The sequence below is a fragment of the Geodermatophilus sabuli genome (assembly GCF_010686765.1).
Taxonomy (GTDB): Bacteria; Actinomycetota; Actinomycetes; order Mycobacteriales; family Geodermatophilaceae; genus Geodermatophilus; species Geodermatophilus sabuli_A.
Map to the genome: position 1 here is coordinate 235,334 of NZ_JAAGWF010000002.1, position 18,509 is coordinate 253,842.

Below are 18,509 nucleotides of genomic sequence, written 5' to 3' on the forward strand. Positions count from 1 at the left end.
CCCGGGGACGCCGGCCCCACCGCCCGGCCGCCGGCGACGGGCTGCTCGCGACCCGGCGTGGATGGCACGATGCGGCCATGGCATCGCCGGAGGTGCCGGCCGGCGCGGGCGGCACGGCGTTCGTCCTCGGGGGAGGGGGCGTCCTCGGGGCCGCCGAGGTGGGGATGCTGCAGGCCCTCTTCGAGCACGGCGTCCAGCCCGACCTGGTCGTGGGCACGTCGGTGGGCGCGATCAACGGCGCGCTCGTCGCCGCGGACCCGACCTCGGGCGTGGTCTCCCGGCTGCGCGGGGTGTGGGAGGAACTGGCCTCGGCGCAGGTGTTCGCCGGGTCGGTGTTCGCTCGGATGGGCACCCTGGCGCGGACCCGCACCCACCTGCACCCGCGCGAGCCACTGCGCGAGCTGCTCGAGGCCCACCTGCCGGTGCGGACCTTCGCCGAGCTGCGCGTGCCGTTCCAGTGCGTCGCGGCCAGCATCGAGCGGGCCGCCGAGCACTGGTTCAGCGACGGGTCCCTGGTCGACGCGGTGCTCGCCTCCTGCGCCGTCCCCGGGCTCCTGCCGGCCGTCGAGCTCGACGGCGAGCACTACCTGGACGGCGGGCTGGTGCACAGCATCCCGGTCGGCCGCGCGGTCGCCCTCGGCGCCGGCACGATCTACGTGCTGCACGTCGGGCGGATCGACCGCCCGTTGCGCCCGCCCACCCGGCCGTGGGAGGTCGCGCTGGTCGCCTTCGAGATCGCCCGCCGGCACCGGTTCGCCGCGGACCTCGCCGCCCTCCCGCCCGGGGTCACGGTGCACGTGCTGCCCTCGGGCGAGCCGGATCCGCCGGCGACCGGGAACCTGCGCTACCGCGACTTCTCCGCCGTCCCCGCCCGGATCGACCGGGCCCACGCCGCGGCCGGCGGCCACCTGGACGCGATCGGCGCACGCGGGGACGGGGGAGCCTGAGGTGCTGCCTCCCCGCCGCGTGCGCCGGGTCACCGGCCCGCTGCTCATCGGTGCGCTGGCGGCCGGGGTGGTCCTGCTGCCCGTCCTCGTGGTGGTGGCGGTGATCGCCTCGGTGTTCCTGCCGGGGCGCTGGCGGGCGCTGCGGCTGCTGTGCTTCGCGTTCGCGTACCTCGCGATGGAGGTCGCCGGGCTGGCGGTGGCCGGGGTGCTGTGGGTGCTCGGCGGCTTCGGTCGCCGGTTGCACTCCCGCGGCTCACGCGCCGCCCACTACACCGTGCTGCGGCTGCTGCTCGACGTGCTGATGCGGGTGGCGCAGCGGCTGTTCGCACTGCGGCTGGTCACCGACGGCGCGTCCTGGTCGCCGCTGGACGACGGCGTGCCGGGCTCGACGAACGCCATGGTGGTGCTGTCCCGCCACGCCGGCCCGGGTGACTCCTTCCTGCTCGTGCACACGCTGATGAACCGCGACCACCTCCGCCAGCCGCGGATCGTGCTCAGGGACCTGCTGCAGCTGGACCCGCTGCTCGACGTCTACCTCAACCGGCTGCCCAACCACTTCGTCTCGGCCGACCCGGCGGCGGGGCAGAGCTCCGAGGAGGCGATCGCGGACCTGGCCCGCGACCTGGGCGAGGAGGACGCGTTGCTGATCTTCCCCGAGGGCGCCAACTTCACCCCGCGGCGCCGGACCCGGGCGATCCAGCGGCTGCGCGAGCGCGGGCTGCTGTCCGCCGTGCGCCGGGCCGAGGCGATGCGCAACGTGCTGCCACCCCGGCCGGCCGGGGTCACCGCGGCGCTGCGCGCCGCACCGCACGCCGACGTGGTCTTCGTCGCGCACACGGGGCTGGAGCACCTCAGCACGGTGCGGGACCTGTGGCGGGGCCTGCCGATGGACAAGACCCTGCACCTGCGCTGGTGGTTCATCCCCGCTGCGGACGTGCCGCGGGACGAGGCGGAGCTGACCGACTGGCTCTACCGGTGGTGGGAGACGATCGACGACTGGATCACCACCACGTCGGCCGCGGCGACGCAGCTGCAGGGTGCCACCGGTACGCCCGGGTGACGGCGGCCCACCCCGACGGGGCACCCCGGAGGGATCGGCTCCCCGCGAGGTGATCGACATCGGCCCGTCCCGGTTGGGAGGATGCGCGCAGCTCCCACCGTCGTGCCGTCCCGGGCCCGGCGTGCCCGTCGGGGCAGCGAACTGCACCGTCGAGGGGAGGGCTCATGGCGGGTCCACTCCTCGCGACTAAGCTGCACCGCCCCCAGCGGCGACGCGGCGCGGTCGCGCGCCCACGCCTGGGCGAGAAGCTGGACCGTGGCGCGCAGCGAGCGCTCACCCTCGTGTCGGCGCCGGCCGGGTTCGGCAAGACGACCCTGCTCACGGAGTGGCTGGCCGCCGCCGGGCAGGGCCGGTCGACGGCGTGGCTCTCCCTCGACCAGCGGGACGACGACCCCGTGGTGTTCTGGACCTACCTGATCACCGCCCTGCAGGCGACGGCGCCCGGGGTCGGTGACGCCCCGCTCGCCCTCCTGCAGTCGTCCGGGGCGACGCTGGACGAGGTCCTCGCGACCCTGGTGAACGACCTGTCTGCCGTCCCGGTCGACCTGGTGCTGGTCCTCGACGACTACCACGTCGTCGCGTCGCCCGAGGTGCACGCCGGGGTCGCCTTCCTGCTCGACCACCTCCCGCCGCAGGTCCACCTGGTGATCGCGACCCGCGCCGATCCGGCGCTGCCGCTGGCCCGGCTGCGGGCGGCCGGGGAGCTCGTCGAGGTCCGTGCCGACGACCTGCGGTTCACGACCGCGGAGGCCGCGGCCTACCTCGACCGGTCGACGGGCCTGGCCCTGAGCCCGGGGGACGTCGAGACCCTGGCGGCCCGCACCGAGGGGTGGATCGCCGCGCTGCAGCTGGCCGCGCTCTCGCTGCAGGGCCGCGACGACGCCACCGGCTTCATCGCGGGTTTCGCCGGCGACGACCGGTACGTCGTGGACTACCTGCTGGAGGAGGTCCTGCAGCGGCAGCCCGACGACGTCCGGGACTTCCTCCTGCGGACCTCCGTGCTCGGCCGGCTGACCGGTGCGCTGTGCGACGCCGTCGTCGGCGGGACGGGAGCGCGGTCGGTGCTCGAGGCGCTCGACCGCGCGAACCTGTTCCTGGTGCCGCTCGACGACCGCCGCCAGTGGTACCGCTACCACCACCTGTTCGCCGACGTGCTGCGCGTGCGCCTGCTCGACGAGCGCCCCGAGCTGGTCCCCGACCTGCACCGGCGGGCGAGCGGCTGGCACGCCCGCCACGGCGAGCCCGCGGAGGCGATCCGACACGCGCTGGCCGGCGGGGACGCCGAGCGGGCCGCCGAGCTGGTGGAGCTGGCGCTGCCGGCGATGCGCCGGGACCGCCAGGAGGTGACGCTCAGCCACTGGCTCGAGGCCCTCCCCGACGAGGTGCTGGCCGACCGGCCCCTCCTCAGCACGACGTACGCCGGGGTGCTGCTCATGCGCGGCCGCGTCGACGGCGTGGACCGGCGGCTCCGCGACGCCGAAGGCTGGGTCGACGCGGCGGGGAAGAGGGTCTCGCCGGTCGCCCCGGGTGGCGCGGACGAGGCCCTGCTCCGCCGCGTGCGGGGCGAGGTCGCCGTCTACCGCGCCGCCCTCGCCCGGGTGACGGGGGACGTCGCCGGCACGATCACCCACGCGCGCCGGGTGCTCGACCTGGCCGGGGACGACGACCACCTCCCGCGCGGGTCGGCGGCCGGGCTGCTCGGTCTCGCGCACTGGAGCCGCGGCGAGCTGGAGACCGCGCACCGGTGGTGGTCGGAGTCGCACGCGAGCCTGCAGCGGGCCGGACACGCCGCCGACGCCCTCGGGATCGCGATCGCCCTGGCCGACATCCGGATCGCGCAGGGCCGGCTCGGCGACGCGTTGGCCGGCTACGAGCGCGGGCTGGGGAGCGCGACGGCGCAGGGGACGCCGGTGCTGCGCGGGACCGCCGACATGCACGTGGGGATGGCCGAGGTCCTCCTCGAGCGCGACGACCTCGAGGCCGCGCGCCGGCACCTGGCGACCAGCGCGGAGCTGGGGGAGCACGCCGGCCTGCCGCAGAACCGGCACCGGCTGCGGATCGCCCGGGCCCGGGTGCACGCGGTCGACGGTGACCTCGACGGTGCGCTCGCCCTCCTGGACGAGGCGGAGCGGCTCTACGTCAGCGACATGTTCCCGGACGTCCGGCCCATCGCGGCGCTGCGGGCCCGGCTGTGGAGCGCGCAGGGGGAGGCCGACCGCGCGCGGGGCTGGGCGCGCGAGCGCGGGCTGTCCGTGGCGGACGAGCTGTCCTACCTGCGGGAGTTCGAGCACGTCACGCTGGCCCGGGTCCTCCTGGCGGAGCACGCGACGGCGGGCGACGACCGGCCGCTGGACGAGGCGCACCGGCTGCTGGAGCGACTGCTGCAGGCGGCGGAGGACGGCGGGCGGACGGGCAGCGTGATCGAGGTCCTGGTGCTGCGAGCGCTGGCGCAGCAGGCCGGGGGCGACCCGGCTGGTGCCGTCGGCTCGGTGACCCGTGCGGTGGCGCTCGCGGAACCGGAGGGGCAGGTGCGGGTCTTCCTGGACGAGGGACCGCAGATGACGTCCCTGCTCCGCGCGGCCGCGAAGGGCGGAACCGCTCCCGCGGGTGTGCGCCGGCTCCTGGCCGCCCGGACCGCGGCCACCCACGACCCGCGCGGGCGGGGACCGGTCGAGCCGCTGAGCGTCCGCGAGCTGGAGCTCCTCCGGCTGCTCGGCACCGACCTCGACGGCCCCGGCATCGCCCGCGAGCTCGTGGTGTCGCTGAACACCGTGCGGACGCACACGCGGAACGTCTACGCCAAGCTCGGCGTGAACAACCGGCGCGCGGCGGTCCGCCGGGGCGCCGAACTCGACCTGCTGTCCCGGTCCCGCCCGCGCTGACCACCCACCCCGGTCCCGGGTCACCAGTCCGGTCACCAGGCGTGGTGATCCCGGCTCACCATCGCGACGCCCAGACTCCGCGCATCGACGAGACGGGGAGCAGGCGATGAGCGCAGTCCGCGGCGATCGTGCAGACGGCCCGCTGGGCTACGAGATCCGGGTGCGGGGCCACCTCGCCGCCCGGTGGGCGGCCTGGTTCGACGGGCTGCGGATCACCACCGAGGACGACGGCACCACGCTCCTGCGCGGTCCCGTCCCGGACCAGGCCGCACTGCACGGCGTCCTGCAGCGGCTGCGCGACACCGGGCTCCCGCTGCTGTCGCTCCGGCAGGTCCCCTCCGACGGAGGATCACCACCGGAGATCACATCGTCTGGTGATCCGGGCTCACCATCCCGGTCCCTAGCGTCGCACCGTGTCCGGCACCCGGCCGGCGACGACCCCCACCCAGGAGACCCGTCATGACCGTCACCACCGCCCGACTCAGCGGCGCCGCCGGCCTCGCCGCCGCCGCCTCCGGCCTGCTGTACGGGCTCGTGCAGTTCATCCACCCCGCGGAGACGGTCTCGGCGGTCTCGACCACCGGCTGGGCGGTCATGCACCACCTCACGCTCGCCATGGCCGTGCTCGGCCTGGTCGGCGTGACCGGCATCTACCTGCGGCAGGTCCGCGAGGCCGGCCTCCTGGGGCTCGTCGGGTTCGTCCTGTTCGGGTCCTTCTACCTGCTGACGGTCGCGTTCACCTTCGTCGAGGCGCTCGTCCTCCCGGAGCTGGCCGGCGAGGCGCCGCAGCTGGTGGACGACCTCCTGGGCATCTTCAGCGGTGAGGGCACCGGCGGCCTGGGCGCCGTGACCGCTGTGGGACCCCTCGGCTTCGGGCTCTACCTGCTGGGCGGTCTCGCCCTCGGCGTCGCGCTGTTCCGCGCCCGGGTGCTGGCCCGCTGGGCTGCCGCGCTGCTGGCGGCCGGCACGGTCGTGACGCTGGCGGTGCCGCTGGTCCCGCACTCGCTGGCCCGGCTGGCCGCGCTGCCCGTGGCCGTCGCGATGACCGGCCTCGGCGTCTCGCTGTGGCGGGCCCGGCGTCAGGCGGCCGACCCTGCCGGCACCCCGGCTCCGGCCCAGGCTGTCGCGGTCCGGTGACGACGCCGACCGGCCCGGGCCCGTCGGGGGACGGGCGACGGAGCCGGCCTCAGGCGGCGACGTGCTCGTCGAGCCAGTCGAAGATCCGCTCGCCGCGCAGGCCGGCTGCCGCGGGTTCGCAGTGCGAGTCCGCACCCTCGGTTGCGGTGAAGGGCAGCAGGGTGACCGGGCAGGTGAGAGCGGCCGCCAGGCGCGCGGACTGGCCGGGCCAGAACTGCTCGTCTTCGGGGTCGGTGACCAGCATCGGGCACGTGATCGCGGCCAGTTGGTCGTCGGTCACCGCGTAGGAGCGCGCGGCGGTGAAGAAGTCGAACGGTGACCTGACGCCGTAGGGGCGCATGCGCCACTGCAGCATCCTGCGGGTCGACGGTGAGAGCTTCAACGCCCAGGCCATCTCCCGGTCGAACTCCTCGCGGTGCCCGGACTCGAGCAGCCGGATCAAGACGTGCGGGAGCTGTCGGAGCATGGTGGTGGACACGTCGACGACGCCCGGGTCGGCGACCGCGGCGGCGATGCGGTGCTCGTGGGCCGCTGCACGGGGGACCCAGTAGCCACCCTGGCTGACGCCCATGACCGCGATCCGGGCCGGGTCGACGTCCGGGCGTGGCGCGAGATGGTCGATGACCGGGGTCAGGACGTTCTCCCAGTCCGGCCGGAACGGCAGCCCCTGGCGCATCAGTGCGGCGTTCTGGCCGGGACCGTCGTAGGTCATGGCGTTCCAGCCGCGGGCCAGGGCGTCGGCGATGCCGCGGGTCCACGCGCCGACGACGGAGCCGTCGCTGCCGTTGGTGTAGACCAGCGTGCGGCGCGCTGCGTCGGGCGGTCCGGAGCGGAAGAAGTAGCCGGGCAGGGTGGTGTCCTCGTAGGGGATCTGCAGCCGCTCGACGGTGGTGTCCGTGAGGTCGGCGAACCGGTCCCAGGCCGCCCGGTGCCTCTCCCACAGGCCGGTGGCGTCGTCGGCGGCCTCCGCCCGGTCGGACGCCTCGGAGTAGTAGCTCGCTGCTCGCAGCCAGCGGGCCGCTGCCGATCGCGGGTGGCCGGCCGCTTCGGCGGTCCGGGCCTGCCCGGCGACTCGGTCGGCGGTGGCGGTCCACTCGGAGACCCAGGCCTCCGGATGGCCGTGGGGGATCCGGTCGACGGTGGTCAGGACCTCGCCGACGTCGGCCGCGCGGTGGAAGACGCTGCCGAGGACGTTCTCGACGGCGAACTGGAGGTCGTCGTCCTCGAAGAAGGCGTGCATGCCGGGCTCCGTTCAGCGGGTGTGCTCAGGGTCTGGCTCCGTCGGCGTCGCCGTTCGGGGCCGCGTGCCGTGCGGGACGCTGGCGAACAGGTCGACCAGGGCGTCCCAGCGGTTCCTCCGCCCCGGCGGGAAGCGCTGCCGGGACCGGGCGGCGCGCCGGCTGCCGGCGGGGTACCGGCGGCGGGCCCACGGGGAGGTCGGCCGGGCCAGCCGCAGCGCGGCGAGGACGGCCACGAGCGGCACGAACACCCCCACCACGCCGAGCACGACCCGCCCCTTCAGGATGGCGACGAGGGCGGCGCACAGGTTCACCAGCAGGGTCAGGGCCACCACGCCCTCGCCCGCTGACCGGTCGGCGTCGAAGGGATTGGCGCCGATCAGCAGGAGCACGCCGATCACCAGCGCGATGAGCACCGCGTCCACCGAGCTGCGGCCCTCCCGGGACCAGTACACGTCCTCCAGGTGCAGCCACAGCGCGAACTCGTCGAGGGTCAGCGCGGCGCCGGCGCCGAAGAGCACCGCGAGGAGGCTGCCCCAGCCGCCGCCGGGCCGGTAGGCGAACTCCGCGGTCCCGCTGCCGAGCAGCAGGAAGATGCCGTAGACCTCGTGGTGCACGTGCACGCCGCCGACGCTCGCGTCGCGGAAGGGTCCGCGACCGGAGCGGATGGCGTGCGTGACGAACCGGGTGGCGAGGAAGGTCGTGAGGAAGGCCAGCACCATCCACGCGACCAGCTCGCGCCGCCCGCTGAGCACCGGCAGCAGTTCCGGGTCGAGGCCCACCGCGCCCTCCCCGGCGCGCATCCGGGAGCGCGCCTCCCGCGATCGTGCCGTCGACGTCAACGGGAGCGCACGTCCCTGCACCGGCGACGGCCCCGGACGGCGCACCGGGTATACATCGACCGGCCCCGCTGACCACCCGTCCCGCACTCCCGGAGGACCACCATGGCCGACGTCGTCAGTGTCGACCCGCGCACCGGAGCGGCCGTCGAGGTCGTCGCCCCCGAGACCACGACCGAGGAGGTCGGCCGCCTCTGCGCCGCCGCGCTGGCCGCCGCCGCTCCGCTGGAGGAGCTCGGCCGCGCCGGCCGGGCGGCACTGCTGCGGGCCCTCGCCGACGCCCTGGAGGCCCGGCGGGACGACGTCGTCTCGGTCGCCGACCGGGAGACCGCGCTCGGGCCGACCCGGCTGGGCGGCGAGCTCACCCGGACCTGCTACCAGCTGCGGGTCTTCGCCGAGGTGCTGGACGAGGGCAGCTACCTCGAGGCCGCCATCGACCACGCCGGGGACACCCCGATGGGGCCGCGACCGGACCTGCGCCGGATGCTCGTCCCGATCGGCCCGGTGGCCGTCTTCGGCGCGAGCAACTTCCCGCTCGCCTTCTCCGTGCCCGGCGGCGACACCGCCTCGGCGCTCGCCGCCGGCTGCCCCGTCGTGGTCAAGGCGCACGCCTCGCACCCGGCGACCTCGCAGCTGGTCTTCGACGTCCTCGCGGCGGCCGCCGGCGGGGCCGGCGCCCCGGAGGGGACGCTCGGCATCGTGCACGGCCTGCAGGCCGGGGCCGACCTGGTCGCCCACCCCGCCATCCGGGCCGTGGGCTTCACCGGCTCGCTGTCCGGCGGCCGGGCCCTGCAGCAGATCATCGAGCAGCGCCCCGACCCCGTGCCCTTCTACGGCGAGCTGAGCAGCCTCAACCCGGTCGTCGTCACGCCGCGGGCGACCGCCGAGCGCGGCACCACGATCGGTCGCGAGCTGGTGGGGTCGTTCACCCTCGGTGCCGGCCAGTTCTGCACCAAGCCCGGCCTGGCCTTCGTACCCGCCGGTGCCGACGGCGACCGGCTGGTCGACGCGATGGCCGAGGCGGTGCGCGCCGTCGGCACGCAGATCCTGCTCAACGAGGGCATCGCCGCCTCGTACGGCCGCGTCTCCGACCAGCTGGCCACGGCCCCGGGGGTCGAGGAGGTGGCCCGCGCCGAGGAGCCCTCCGGCCCGGGCTTCGGGGCGGCAGCCCGGCTGCTGACGACGTCGGCCCGGGACCTGCCGCCCGAGGTCACCGAGGAGTGCTTCGGCCCGGTCTCCGTCGTGGCCCGCTACGACGGTGAGGAGGAGCTGCTCGCCGCCCTCGACGCCATGCCCTCCTCGCTCACCGCGACGGTGCTCCGCGGCGACGGCGAGACCGAGCTGCCGCTGGCCGTCTCGCAGGAGCTGCGCACCCGCGCGGGGCGCCTGGTCTACGACGCCTACCCGACCGGGGTGGCGGTCTCGTGGGCGCAGCACCACGGCGGGCCGTGGCCCTCGACCAACTCCCAGCACACCTCGGTGGGCACCACGGCGATCCGGCGGTTCCTGCGACCGGTGACCTGGCAGGGCGCTCCGCAGGACCTGCTCCCCGCGGAGCTCACCGACGACCACGACGCCATCCCGCGGCGGGTCGACGGGGTCCTGCGGCTGCCCGGGTGAGCCGGCCGTCCTGCTACAGCCGGGCGCGGAGCCGGCCGACCAGGTCGTCCAGCACGCCGCGGATGACCTCTCGACGGGCGTCGTCCATCGTGTCGTCCGAGGCCGAGATGCTGACGGCGAGCAGGCCGCCGTCGGCGTGACTGGTCGGGAAGCCGGTGCTGACGCAGGTCAGGCCGGTGATGACCCCTCCGTCGTCGTAGGCGTACCCGGTGGTGCGGGCGTCGGCGATCTCCTTGAGCAGTCCGCGGCGCGAGGTGATCGACCTGCGGGTCAGCCGGGGCAGCTCCGGCGTCCGTGCCAGCCGGCGGTCGAGCTCGTCGGGCGCGAGCATGGACATGAGGACCTTGCCGCACGCGGTGCAGTTCGCCGGGACGCGCCGGCCGATCCCGACGCCCAGGCCCAGCCGCAGGCCGCTGTTGCAGTCCTGCTCCGCGAGGTAGACCGCCTGCAGGTCCTCGTCCAGCACCGCCAGCTGCACCACGGCGTTCAGGTCCAGGGGCGCGTCGCGGCACACGTCGTAGAACTCGGTGACCATGTTGACGCTGCTCACGTAGGCCGACCCGAGCTCGAGCAGGCCCCGGCCGAGCTGGAAGCCGTCCCGCGACTGGCGGATCAGCTGCCCCCGGACCAGCGCCCCGCAGAGGTTGTAGGCGGTCGACTTGGGCAGGTCCAGCGTCCGGGCGATCTCGGTGATCGTGTAGCCGTGCTGCGGCGACTCCTGCAGCAGGTGCAGGACGCGCAGCGCCCGGTCGAGCGCCGGCACGGCCGACCGGCTCCCGTCGGCGGAGCTCCGGTCGGGCCCGCCGGACGCTGGATCACGAGCTGACGACACGCGGGCCCCCTTCGACTGTGCCTGGTCGCTGTTCAACATACTGGAATCGCGTTCATCATGTTGACACTGGTGGGTTGCCTCCATCACTGTTGCCGCCTCACTGCAGGCCGGCTCGGACGCCTCCGTCCCCGCCGGCCCGGGAACGGGAGTGCGACGTGATCATCGAGGACGCGAACCACATCACCAACGCAGTGCTCGCCGAGACCGAGCGGGCCGACGACCCCCGCTTCCAGGAACTCGTGCAGGCACTGGTCCGGCACCTGCACGACTTCGCCCGCGAGGTGCGCCTCACCGAGGCCGAGTTCAACGCCGCCATCGACATCGTGGCGAAGCTCGGGCAGATGACCACGCCCAGCCACAACGAGGTCCGGCTGATGGCCGGCTCCCTCGGGCTGTCGACGCTGGTGACGCTGATGAACAACGGGGACGAGGGGAAGCCGACCTCGGCGAACCTGCTCGGCCCCTTCTGGCGGGCCGGCAGCCCGACGATGCGCAACGGCGACTCCATCGTCCGCTCGCCCACCGACGGGCCGCCCCTGTTCTTCACCGGCCGCGTCGTCGACCTGCAGGGCGAGCCGGTCGAGGGTGCCGAGGTCGACGTGTGGCACGCCTCGCCGGTGGGTCTCTACGAGAACCAGGACCCCGACCAGGCCGAGTGGAACCTGCGCGGCAAGTTCTTCACCGACGCCGACGGGGTCTTCGCCTTCCAGAGCATCAAGCCCTCGGGCTACCCGGTGCCCATGGGGGGACCGGTGGGGGACCTCCTCAACCGCCTCAAGCGGCACCCGTTCCGGCCGGCCCACCTGCACGCGCTGATCTACAAGCCCGGCTACAAGACGATCGCCTCCCAGCTCTACAGCCACGACGACCCGATGCTGGAGACCGACGCCCAGTTCGGGGTCGTCGGCACCCTGATCGGCACCTACGTGCACCACGAGGGCGAGCCGGCGCCCGACCCCGCGGTGGACGAGGACTGGTACAGCCTCGAGCACACCTTCACCATCGAGCCCGGGAAGGCGTTCCTGCCCACCCCGCCGGTGTCGGCCAAGCGCGAGACGAAGCTGGAGACCCAGGCGTGACCAACTCCGGAGGCGTGGGGTGCGACTTCACCCCCGAGAGCATGGAGCGCTTCATCCGCGACTACTTCGCCGCCTGCAACGAGGGGGACGTCGACGGGGTGGCCAGCTACTTCGAGCCCGACGGGGTGCACTACTTCCCCCCGGGCATGTACGAGGGGCCGTTCCGCGGGGCGCGCACCATCGGCGAGAAGTGGCACGCCGCGGTGACCGAGGGCGGCTCCTTCTGGACGATCGACCAGATGATGACCGACCCGCCGACCCGGCGCGCGGTCATCGAGTGGTCGCACTTCAAGCGCCGGGCGGGGGTGCTGCTGCGCGGCGACGAGTGGTACGTCTTCAGCGAGCGGGGCTTCATCCAGGAGATCCGCGCCTACTACGCGTCCCCGCAGGACCCGGAGCTCTCCGTCCTGCAGATCGAGGGCTACGACTACGAGGGCCTCGGCTACGCCACGTCCGCGCCTCCGCTCGAGGACTCGTGATGGAGGAGGTCCGTCGCATCCTGCTCGACGGCGCGCCGGTCGAGATGGTCCGGCGCGGCGACGTGCTGGAGGCTCCCGACGGGCGCCGGATCGCCCCCGACGACGCCGTCCACCTGCCGCCGGCCGTCCCGACCAAGATCATCTGCGCGCACCTCAACTACCAGAACCGGATCGACGAGCTGAAGACGGAGGGCCCGCCGGCGCCCAACTACTTCTTCAAGCCGCCGTCCGCGCTGACGGCGCACAAGGGCACGGTGATCCGCCCCCGGGGCTGCCGGTTCCTCAACTACGAGGGCGAGGTGGCGATCGTGATCGGCCGGGCGACGCGCAACGTCGGCGTCGCCTCCGCGCTGGACGCGGTCGCCGGCTTCACGCTGGCCAACGACTTCGCCCTGCACGACTTCCGGCACGCCGACCGGGGGTCGATGCTGCGGGTGAAGGGCGCCGACACGCTGGCACCGGTCGGGCCGGGACTGGTGCGCGGCTGGGTGCCGGGGGACCAGGTCCTGCGGACGACGGTCAACGGGACGGTCGTCCAGGAGTCGACCCTGGGCGGCATGGTGTTCTCGATGAGCTACCTCATCGCGGACCTCTCCCGGATGATGACGCTCCTGCCCGGGGACATGATCTTCTCCGGCACGCCGGCCAACTCGCGCCCCGTGGAGCCCGGGGACGTGGTCACCGTCGAGTGCGACGGGCTCGGGGTGCTCGAGAACCGGATCGCCGAGGGCGAGCACGACATCCTGGACGAGGCGGGCTGGATGCCCGAGTCGAGCGACCAGGCACTCGGCGTCGCACTGGGCGAGCAGCTCCGGGAGTGACCGACCGGATGCCTCGCGGATCCCGGCTCCCGCGAGGCCGCTGAGCCCGGCCGAGCCGGCCGCTCGACGCGTTCCTCCCACACGGTCGCGCACCGCCCTGCGGTGGCGCACCGCGTTCTGCGCTGGCACTGCCCGTCGCGCCTCCCGGCCGCCGGGCCCTCCACCATCGAAGGGAACCCCCATGCGCGCCGTCTCCGGGCCGGGCACGGTCCACCGCAGCGACCCGGTCCGGCTGGACGCCACCGGGGCCGGCGCCCCGGCGGTGGCGCGGTGAGCGCGGTGCTGCGGCCCGCGGGGGCCGCGCCGGCCGTCCGGGAGGCGCCGGCCTTCGAGGCGGTGGCCGAGCTGCTCGCCGAGCTCGGTGCCGACGTGGTGTTCAGCCTGCTCGGCAGCGGCAACTTCCTCCTGGTCCAGCGCATGGTCAGCCGGCACGGCGTCGCCCACCGCTGGGCGCGGCACGAGGCCGGGGTGGTCGCCATGGCCGACGGCTGGGCCCGCGCCACGGGCCGGGTCGGCGTCTGCACCCTGCACCAGGGGCCGGGCCTGACCAACGCGGTGACGGCGCTGACCGAGGCGGCCAAGGCGCACACCCCCCTGCTGGTGGTCGTGGGTGACTCCTCCACGACCGGCACGAACCTGGACAACCAGCGCATCGACCAGGAGGCGTTCGTCCGGGCCACCGGAGCGGGCGTCGAGCGGGTCCTGCGGGGCGCCTCGGCGCTGGTCCAGACCCGGCGGGCCTGGGTGCGCGCGGCCACCGAGCGCCGGCCGGTGGTGCTCGTGCTGCCGATCGACGTCCAGCGCGAGACCTGCCGCACCGGTGGTGGCGTCGTCCTCCCGGAGCCGTCCACCACGGTGCCGCACGAGGGGGCGCTGCGCCGGGCCGCGGACCTGCTGGCGGCCGCGCAGCGCCCGCTGGTCCTGGCCGGCCGGGGCGCCTTCGGACCGGGCGCCGAGGACGCCGTCCTGGCGCTCGGCGACCGGCTGGGGGCCCTCTTCGCGACGACCGCCCTGGGCAAGGGCCTGTTCGCCGGCAGCCCGTGGTGCGTGGGGATCAGCGGTGGCTTCGCCTCGCCCCGGGCCCGGGAACTGATCGCGCAGGCCGACCTGGTCGTCTCCGTCGGCGCCACGCTCAACGGCTGGACGACGCAGAAGGACCAGGTGATCGGCGCCGGCGTCCCGCTGATCACGGTCAACGACGACCCGGCGGCACTGGCCGGCCACCGGACCCCCGACCTCGCCCTGATCGGGGACGCCGGGGCGACCGCGGCGGCGCTGTCGGCCCTGCTCGGCCCGGGCGGGGACGTCGCGACGGGCTGGCGTACCCGGTTGGACGCGTCGCACGTCTCCGACCCCGGGTGGGACCTGGTGTACGAGGGCAGCGCGACGACGATCGACCCGCGCGAGGTGCTCGTCGAGCTCGATGCGCTGCTCCCGTCGCCGCGCACCGTCGTCACCGACAGCGGCCGCTACGTCGGCTGGGTCGCGATGCACGTCGGCGTCGACCAGCCCAGGAGCTTCGTCTTCACGCAGGCGTTCATGTCGCTGGGGCTGGGCCTGGCCTCGGGGCTGGGCGCCGCCGTCGGCCGGCCCGGTGCCTTCCCGATGGTGGTCACCGGCGACGGCGGCCTGTTCATGAACCTGGGGGAACTCGACAGCCTCGCGGCCCAGGGCGACCCGGTCCTGGTCGTGGTCATGGACGACGGCGCCTACGGCGCCGAGGTCCACCTGTTCGGCCCGCGCGGCGAGCCGACCGACCTCGTCGAGTTCGGGACGCGGGACTTCGCCGGGATCGCCCGTGCCCTCGGCGGGCGCGCGGCGGTCGTCCGCTCCCGCGCGGACATGGCGGGCGAGTTCGCCGACTGGCTGCGGGCTCCCGCAGGGCTGTTCCTGCTCGACTGCAAGGTGGACGGCCGGGTGGAGGAGACCTGGTCGGCGCACGTCTTCGGGGATCACTGACCGTCCCACACCCTCATGCCCTTCGACGCGGGTCGAGGGCGACCACGGAGAGGCAACAAGACATGAGACGAACCCTGGCCACGCTCGGGGCCGTGCTGCTCACCCTGGGGGTCGCGGCCTGCGGCTCCGACGACGACGGCGGCGGGGGCGGCGGCGGTGCGGCCGCCACCAGCGGGGGAGGGGGGCAGGAGACCGTCACGCTCCGCGTGGGCGTCCTGCCCATCGCGAACCTGGCGCCCCTGTACGTCGCCCAGAACGAGGGCCTCTTCGAGGAGCAGGGCATCGAGGTCGAGACCCTCGTCCAGGCCGGCGGGGCGGAGGTCGTCACCTCCCTCGTCAGCGGCGGCATCGACGTGGGCTGGTCGGCGACGACCGGCACGGTGATCTCGGCCGCGCGGGGGCTGCCGATCCGCATCGTGGCCCCGGGGACGATCGGCCCCGAGGACGACGCGGAGCCGAGCGGATCTCCGCTCGCCGTCCGGGGCGACAGCCCGATCCAGACCGTCGAGGACCTGGCGGGCAAGCGGATCGCGGTGAACACCCTGGCGAACCTGGCCGACATCACCATGCGGGCCGGCCTGGACAACCTGGGCGTCGACTCCTCGACGATCCAGTTCGTCGAGATCCCGTTCCCGGACATGCCCGCCGCCCTGGAGACCGGCCAGGTGGACGCCGCGGTCACCTCGGAGCCGTTCTTCACGCAGGTGGTCCAGAACGGCGGACGCTTCATCTTCGACCCCTTCTACGCCACCCGGCCCGGCCTGCCGACCGGCCACTGGGTCGCGACCAGTGAGTACGCCGAGGGCAACCCCGACGTCATCGAGCGGTTCAACGCGGCGATCCTCGAGGCCAACGAGTTCTCCAACGAGAACCCCGAGGCCGTGCACGAGGCGATCGGCGGCTACACCCAGATCCCGCCGGCGGTGATCGAGAACATCAACATCTCGACGTGGTCGACGGACGTGGACGTCGAGGGCCTGCGGACGGTCGAGGAGATCACCCGGGAGTACGGCCCGGAGGGTCTGCCCGAGGTGGACGTGGAGTCGCTGGTCTTCGAGTAGCGCGGCCGTGGGTGCCGGGCGCCCGTCCGCGCCCGGCACCCACGCCCCGCCCCGCACGTCCGCGCCGCTGTCCCCGGAGCCGTTCCCCACCTGGAGTCGTCATGCCTCGCACGAGCCTCGAACAGGAGATCCAGCAGGCCGGGGACCCGGTCACGATGCTGCGCTCGTCGCCGGCCAGCACGTACGCCATCCCGGGCACGCCCGAGTACACCAACTGGCGCGACGAGCAGGTCGCCTGGCGGGAGACGGCGGTCGTGTTCGACCAGTCCTCCCACATGACCGACGTCTACTTCCGCGGCCCGGACGTCGGCCGGCTGCTGTCGGACCTGGGCGTGAACAGCATCGCCACCTTCGGTCGCGACCGCGCCAAGCACTTCGTGGCGTGCACCGAGGCCGGCCACGTCATCGGCGACGCCGTCCTCTTCGGTCTGGAGGACGACGAGGTCAGCCTGGTCGGCCGCCCCGCCGTCCCCAACTGGGTCGCCTTCCACGCGGAGACCGGCGGCTACGACGTCGAGGTGCGGCGGGACGAGCGGACCGTCGCCAACCCGGCCGGCCGCCTCGTCTTCCGGTACCAGCTGCAGGGCCCGATGGCGTTGCGGATCCTCGAGCAGGCCCGTGGCGGCCCGATCGAGCGCATCCCGTTCTTCCGGATCGGGGAGTTCACGCTGGCCGGCTGCCCCATCCGGGCGCTGAACCACACGATGTCCGGGGTCCCCGGCCTGGAGACGACCGGCCTGGAGATGACCGGCCCGGCCGAGCACGGTCCGGCCGTGATGGCGGCCCTCCTGGCGGCCGGCGACGAGTTCGGCCTGCGCCGGGGCGGTGTGCTCGCCTACCCGACCACCTCCTTCGAGTCCGGGTGGATCGCCTCACCCATGCCGGCGATCTACTCCGGCGAGCACATGACGGCCTATCGGGAGTGGTTGCCCGGCGACGGGTGGGAGGCCACCGCGTCCCTGGGCGGCAGCTTCACCTCCGGCGACATCGAGGACTACTACTCGACGCCGTGGGACCTCGGCTACGGCGGACTGGTGCGGTTCGACCACGACTTCCTGGGCCGGTCCGCGCTCGAGCAGCTCGCCGACCGCCCGCACCGGCGGAAGGTGTGGCTGCACTGGGACCCCGACGACGTCGCCCGCGTCATCCGCAGCAGCCTGTTCGACCCGCCCGGCACCCGGCCCAAGTACCTCGACATCCCCAAGTCGGTCTACGCGACCCTGCCCTTCGACGCGGTGCTCTCCGGTGACCGCCTGGTGGGCCTGTCGCTCTACGCGGGGTACACGGCCAACATCGGCGGCTGGGTGTCACTGGCCATGGTCGACGAGGCCGACGCCGTGGACGGCGCGGAGGCGGTCGTGGTCTGGGGGGAGGAGGACGGCGGCGCGGCACGCCCGACCGTGGAGCCGCACGTCCAGACGACCATCCGTGCCCGCATCGGCACCCGCCCGCCCGTCTAGACCGTCCCGGGCGCCGGGAGACGTCCCCGCCGTCGGCGTGTCGGCGCCCGGCCGGCGTGACACGCTCGACGCATGACGCGCGTCGGCCTGGTCCTGGGGGGCGGGGGTGTCGTCGGGCAGGCCTACCACTCGGGCGTGCTGGCGGTGCTCGAGCACGATCTGGGCTTCGACGCCCGCCGGGTCGAGGCCGTCGTCGGCACCTCGGCCGGGTCGATCACCGGCACGCTGTTGCGGCTCGGGGTCTCGGCGGAGGACCTGGCGGCCTGGACGGTCAAGGCCCCCCTGTCCGGCGACGGTGCGGTGATGCGGTCCATCGCGACGACGCCCGTCCCCGAGCTGGCGCCCTTCGACCCCCTCAGCCTGCTGCGCCGGCCCATGCGCCTGCCGGGCCGGCGCATGGTCCAGCGGGCGCTGACCCGGCCGTGGCAGTTCCGGCCGCTCGCCGCCGGGATGGCCCTGCTCGCGCCGGGACGGCACGACATCGTGGCGCAGCTGGCCGCCCTGCGGGAGCTCGAGCAGACGGACTGGCCGGCGGCCGGGCTGTGGATCTGCGCGGTGCGGCAGCGGGACGGACGCCGCGTCGTGTTCGGCCGCCCGGGCACGCCCGAGGTGCCCCTCCACCTCGCCGTCGCCGCGTCCTGCGCGGTGCCCGGCTACTTCGCCCCGGTCGAGATCGACGGCCGGGGCTACGTCGACGGCGGCGTCCACTCCCCGACGAACGCCGCCATCCTGCGCGGCTCGGGCCTCGACCTCGTCATCGTCATCTCGCCCATGAGCGGATCGGCCGGCTGGCGCCCCGACTTCTACACGGCAGCGCGCCGGCACGCCACCCGCCTGCTGGCCCGGGAGGTCAGGGCGCTGGAGGCGGCGGGGACCAGGACCCTGGTCTTCGCTCCCGGGGCGACCGAGCAGCAGGTGATGGGCAACGACATGATGTCGCGGGCGCGGCTCCCCGAGATCATCCAGGAGTCCTTCCTGGAGACCGGCCGCCGGGTCGCCGACCCCCGGGTGTCGGAGCTCATGCGGCTGGCGACCGGGCCCGGCTGACCCGTCGACCGTTCGGCCACCCCGGTCCCGGCGGTTCCCACCCGAGCG

At 74.5% G+C, this 18,509-nt stretch carries 16 protein-coding genes; 13 read left to right on the forward strand and 3 right to left on the reverse strand.

Going from position 1 to position 18,509, the window contains the following annotated elements:
• Window positions 1-77: 77 nt before the first annotated feature.
• From GCU56_RS01290 to GCU56_RS01310, 5 genes are all read left to right on the forward strand, one after another.
• A complete protein-coding gene (locus GCU56_RS01290) occupies window positions 78-947 on the forward strand; it encodes a patatin-like phospholipase family protein (protein ID WP_163479691.1) in 870 nt (289 codons plus the stop codon).
• A 1-nt stretch (window position 948) separates the two neighbouring features.
• On the forward strand, window positions 949-2,007 hold the full coding sequence (locus tag GCU56_RS01295) for a 1-acyl-sn-glycerol-3-phosphate acyltransferase (protein ID WP_163479692.1): 1,059 nt from the start codon (window positions 949-951) through the stop codon (window positions 2,005-2,007).
• 164 nt (window positions 2,008-2,171) lie between these two features.
• Window positions 2,172-4,889 carry a LuxR C-terminal-related transcriptional regulator gene (locus tag GCU56_RS01300; protein WP_163479693.1) on the forward strand — a complete coding sequence of 906 codons (2,718 nt, stop codon included), beginning with the start codon at window positions 2,172-2,174 and terminating at the stop codon, window positions 4,887-4,889.
• A 106-nt stretch (window positions 4,890-4,995) separates the two neighbouring features.
• On the forward strand, window positions 4,996-5,352 hold the full coding sequence (locus tag GCU56_RS23330; protein WP_204331244.1) for a hypothetical protein: 357 nt from the start codon (window positions 4,996-4,998) through the stop codon (window positions 5,350-5,352).
• Window positions 5,349-6,026 carry a hypothetical protein gene (locus GCU56_RS01310; RefSeq protein ID WP_204331245.1) on the forward strand — a complete coding sequence of 226 codons (678 nt, stop codon included), beginning with the start codon at window positions 5,349-5,351 and terminating at the stop codon, window positions 6,024-6,026. The genes GCU56_RS23330 and GCU56_RS01310 overlap by 4 nt, the downstream gene beginning before the upstream one ends.
• A gap of 49 nt (window positions 6,027-6,075) precedes the next feature.
• Here the strand turns inward: GCU56_RS01310 and GCU56_RS01315 are convergent, their stop codons facing one another.
• Together GCU56_RS01315 and GCU56_RS01320 are read right to left on the reverse strand one after the other, a co-directional pair.
• On the reverse strand, window positions 6,076-7,266 hold the full coding sequence (locus GCU56_RS01315; protein WP_163479694.1) for an alpha/beta hydrolase family protein: 1,191 nt from the start codon (window positions 7,264-7,266) through the stop codon (window positions 6,076-6,078).
• Window positions 7,267-7,278: 12 nt separating this feature from the next.
• Window positions 7,279-8,067: a hypothetical protein gene (locus GCU56_RS01320; RefSeq protein ID WP_204331246.1), complete on the reverse strand. Its 789-nt coding sequence runs from the start codon at window positions 8,065-8,067 to the stop codon at window positions 7,279-7,281.
• A gap of 141 nt (window positions 8,068-8,208) precedes the next feature.
• Between GCU56_RS01320 and GCU56_RS01325 the strand changes: the two genes are divergently transcribed.
• A complete protein-coding gene (locus GCU56_RS01325) occupies window positions 8,209-9,723 on the forward strand; it encodes an aldehyde dehydrogenase (NADP(+)) (protein WP_163479695.1) in 1,515 nt (504 codons plus the stop codon).
• A gap of 13 nt (window positions 9,724-9,736) precedes the next feature.
• Here GCU56_RS01325 and GCU56_RS01330 read toward each other — a convergent pair whose 3' ends face one another.
• Window positions 9,737-10,486 carry an IclR family transcriptional regulator domain-containing protein gene (locus GCU56_RS01330; RefSeq protein WP_163479696.1) on the reverse strand — a complete coding sequence of 250 codons (750 nt, stop codon included), beginning with the start codon at window positions 10,484-10,486 and terminating at the stop codon, window positions 9,737-9,739.
• Between the two features lie 224 nt (window positions 10,487-10,710).
• On the opposite strand from GCU56_RS01330, the gene GCU56_RS01335 reads away from it, so the two are divergent.
• The 7 genes from GCU56_RS01335 (at window position 10,711) to GCU56_RS01365 (ending at window position 18,461) form a co-directional block, all read left to right on the forward strand.
• Window positions 10,711-11,634 carry a dioxygenase family protein gene (locus GCU56_RS01335; protein WP_163479697.1) on the forward strand — a complete coding sequence of 308 codons (924 nt, stop codon included), beginning with the start codon at window positions 10,711-10,713 and terminating at the stop codon, window positions 11,632-11,634.
• A complete protein-coding gene (locus GCU56_RS01340; RefSeq protein WP_204331247.1) occupies window positions 11,631-12,113 on the forward strand; it encodes a nuclear transport factor 2 family protein in 483 nt (160 codons plus the stop codon). Before GCU56_RS01335 ends, GCU56_RS01340 begins: the two co-directional genes overlap by 4 nt.
• Window positions 12,113-12,934 (forward strand): fumarylacetoacetate hydrolase family protein, encoded by an 822-nt coding sequence (locus GCU56_RS01345; RefSeq protein WP_204331248.1) that lies wholly within the window; start codon window positions 12,113-12,115, stop codon window positions 12,932-12,934. Before GCU56_RS01340 ends, GCU56_RS01345 begins: the two co-directional genes overlap by 1 nt.
• A gap of 270 nt (window positions 12,935-13,204) precedes the next feature.
• Entirely contained in the window at window positions 13,205-14,893 is a 1,689-nt protein-coding gene (locus GCU56_RS01350) for a thiamine pyrophosphate-binding protein (protein ID WP_163479699.1), read from the forward strand.
• Between the two features lie 62 nt (window positions 14,894-14,955).
• The gene (locus tag GCU56_RS01355) at window positions 14,956-15,954 is read left to right on the forward strand and encodes an ABC transporter substrate-binding protein (protein WP_163479700.1); all 999 of its coding nucleotides are present in this window, start codon (window positions 14,956-14,958) and stop codon (window positions 15,952-15,954) included.
• 101 nt (window positions 15,955-16,055) lie between these two features.
• A complete protein-coding gene (locus tag GCU56_RS01360) occupies window positions 16,056-17,414 on the forward strand; it encodes an aminomethyl transferase family protein (protein ID WP_163479701.1) in 1,359 nt (452 codons plus the stop codon).
• A gap of 72 nt (window positions 17,415-17,486) precedes the next feature.
• Entirely contained in the window at window positions 17,487-18,461 is a 975-nt protein-coding gene (locus GCU56_RS01365) for a patatin-like phospholipase family protein (RefSeq protein WP_163479702.1), read from the forward strand.
• The last annotated feature ends 48 nt before the right edge of the window (window positions 18,462-18,509 follow it).

What these genes read in the sequence shown, in the direction of transcription:
- GCU56_RS01290 (WP_163479691.1), top strand. Translation starts at nt 78, where the DNA reads ATGGCATCGCCGGAGGTGCCGGCCGGCGCGGGCGGCACGGCGTTCGTC.
- GCU56_RS01300 (WP_163479693.1), top strand. Translation starts at nt 2,172, where the DNA reads ATGGCGGGTCCACTCCTCGCGACTAAGCTGCACCGCCCCCAGCGGCGA.
- GCU56_RS23330 (WP_204331244.1), top strand. Translation starts at nt 4,996, where the DNA reads ATGAGCGCAGTCCGCGGCGATCGTGCAGACGGCCCGCTGGGCTACGAG.
- GCU56_RS01310 (WP_204331245.1), top strand. Translation starts at nt 5,349, where the DNA reads ATGACCGTCACCACCGCCCGACTCAGCGGCGCCGCCGGCCTCGCCGCC.
- GCU56_RS01315 (WP_163479694.1), bottom strand. Translation starts at nt 7,266, where the DNA reads ATGCACGCCTTCTTCGAGGACGACGACCTCCAGTTCGCCGTCGAGAAC.
- GCU56_RS01320 (WP_204331246.1), bottom strand. Translation starts at nt 8,067, where the DNA reads ATGCGCGCCGGGGAGGGCGCGGTGGGCCTCGACCCGGAACTGCTGCCG.
- GCU56_RS01325 (WP_163479695.1), top strand. Translation starts at nt 8,209, where the DNA reads ATGGCCGACGTCGTCAGTGTCGACCCGCGCACCGGAGCGGCCGTCGAG.
- GCU56_RS01345 (WP_204331248.1), top strand. Translation starts at nt 12,113, where the DNA reads ATGGAGGAGGTCCGTCGCATCCTGCTCGACGGCGCGCCGGTCGAGATG.
- GCU56_RS01355 (WP_163479700.1), top strand. Translation starts at nt 14,956, where the DNA reads ATGAGACGAACCCTGGCCACGCTCGGGGCCGTGCTGCTCACCCTGGGG.
- GCU56_RS01360 (WP_163479701.1), top strand. Translation starts at nt 16,056, where the DNA reads ATGCCTCGCACGAGCCTCGAACAGGAGATCCAGCAGGCCGGGGACCCG.
- GCU56_RS01365 (WP_163479702.1), top strand. Translation starts at nt 17,487, where the DNA reads ATGACGCGCGTCGGCCTGGTCCTGGGGGGCGGGGGTGTCGTCGGGCAG.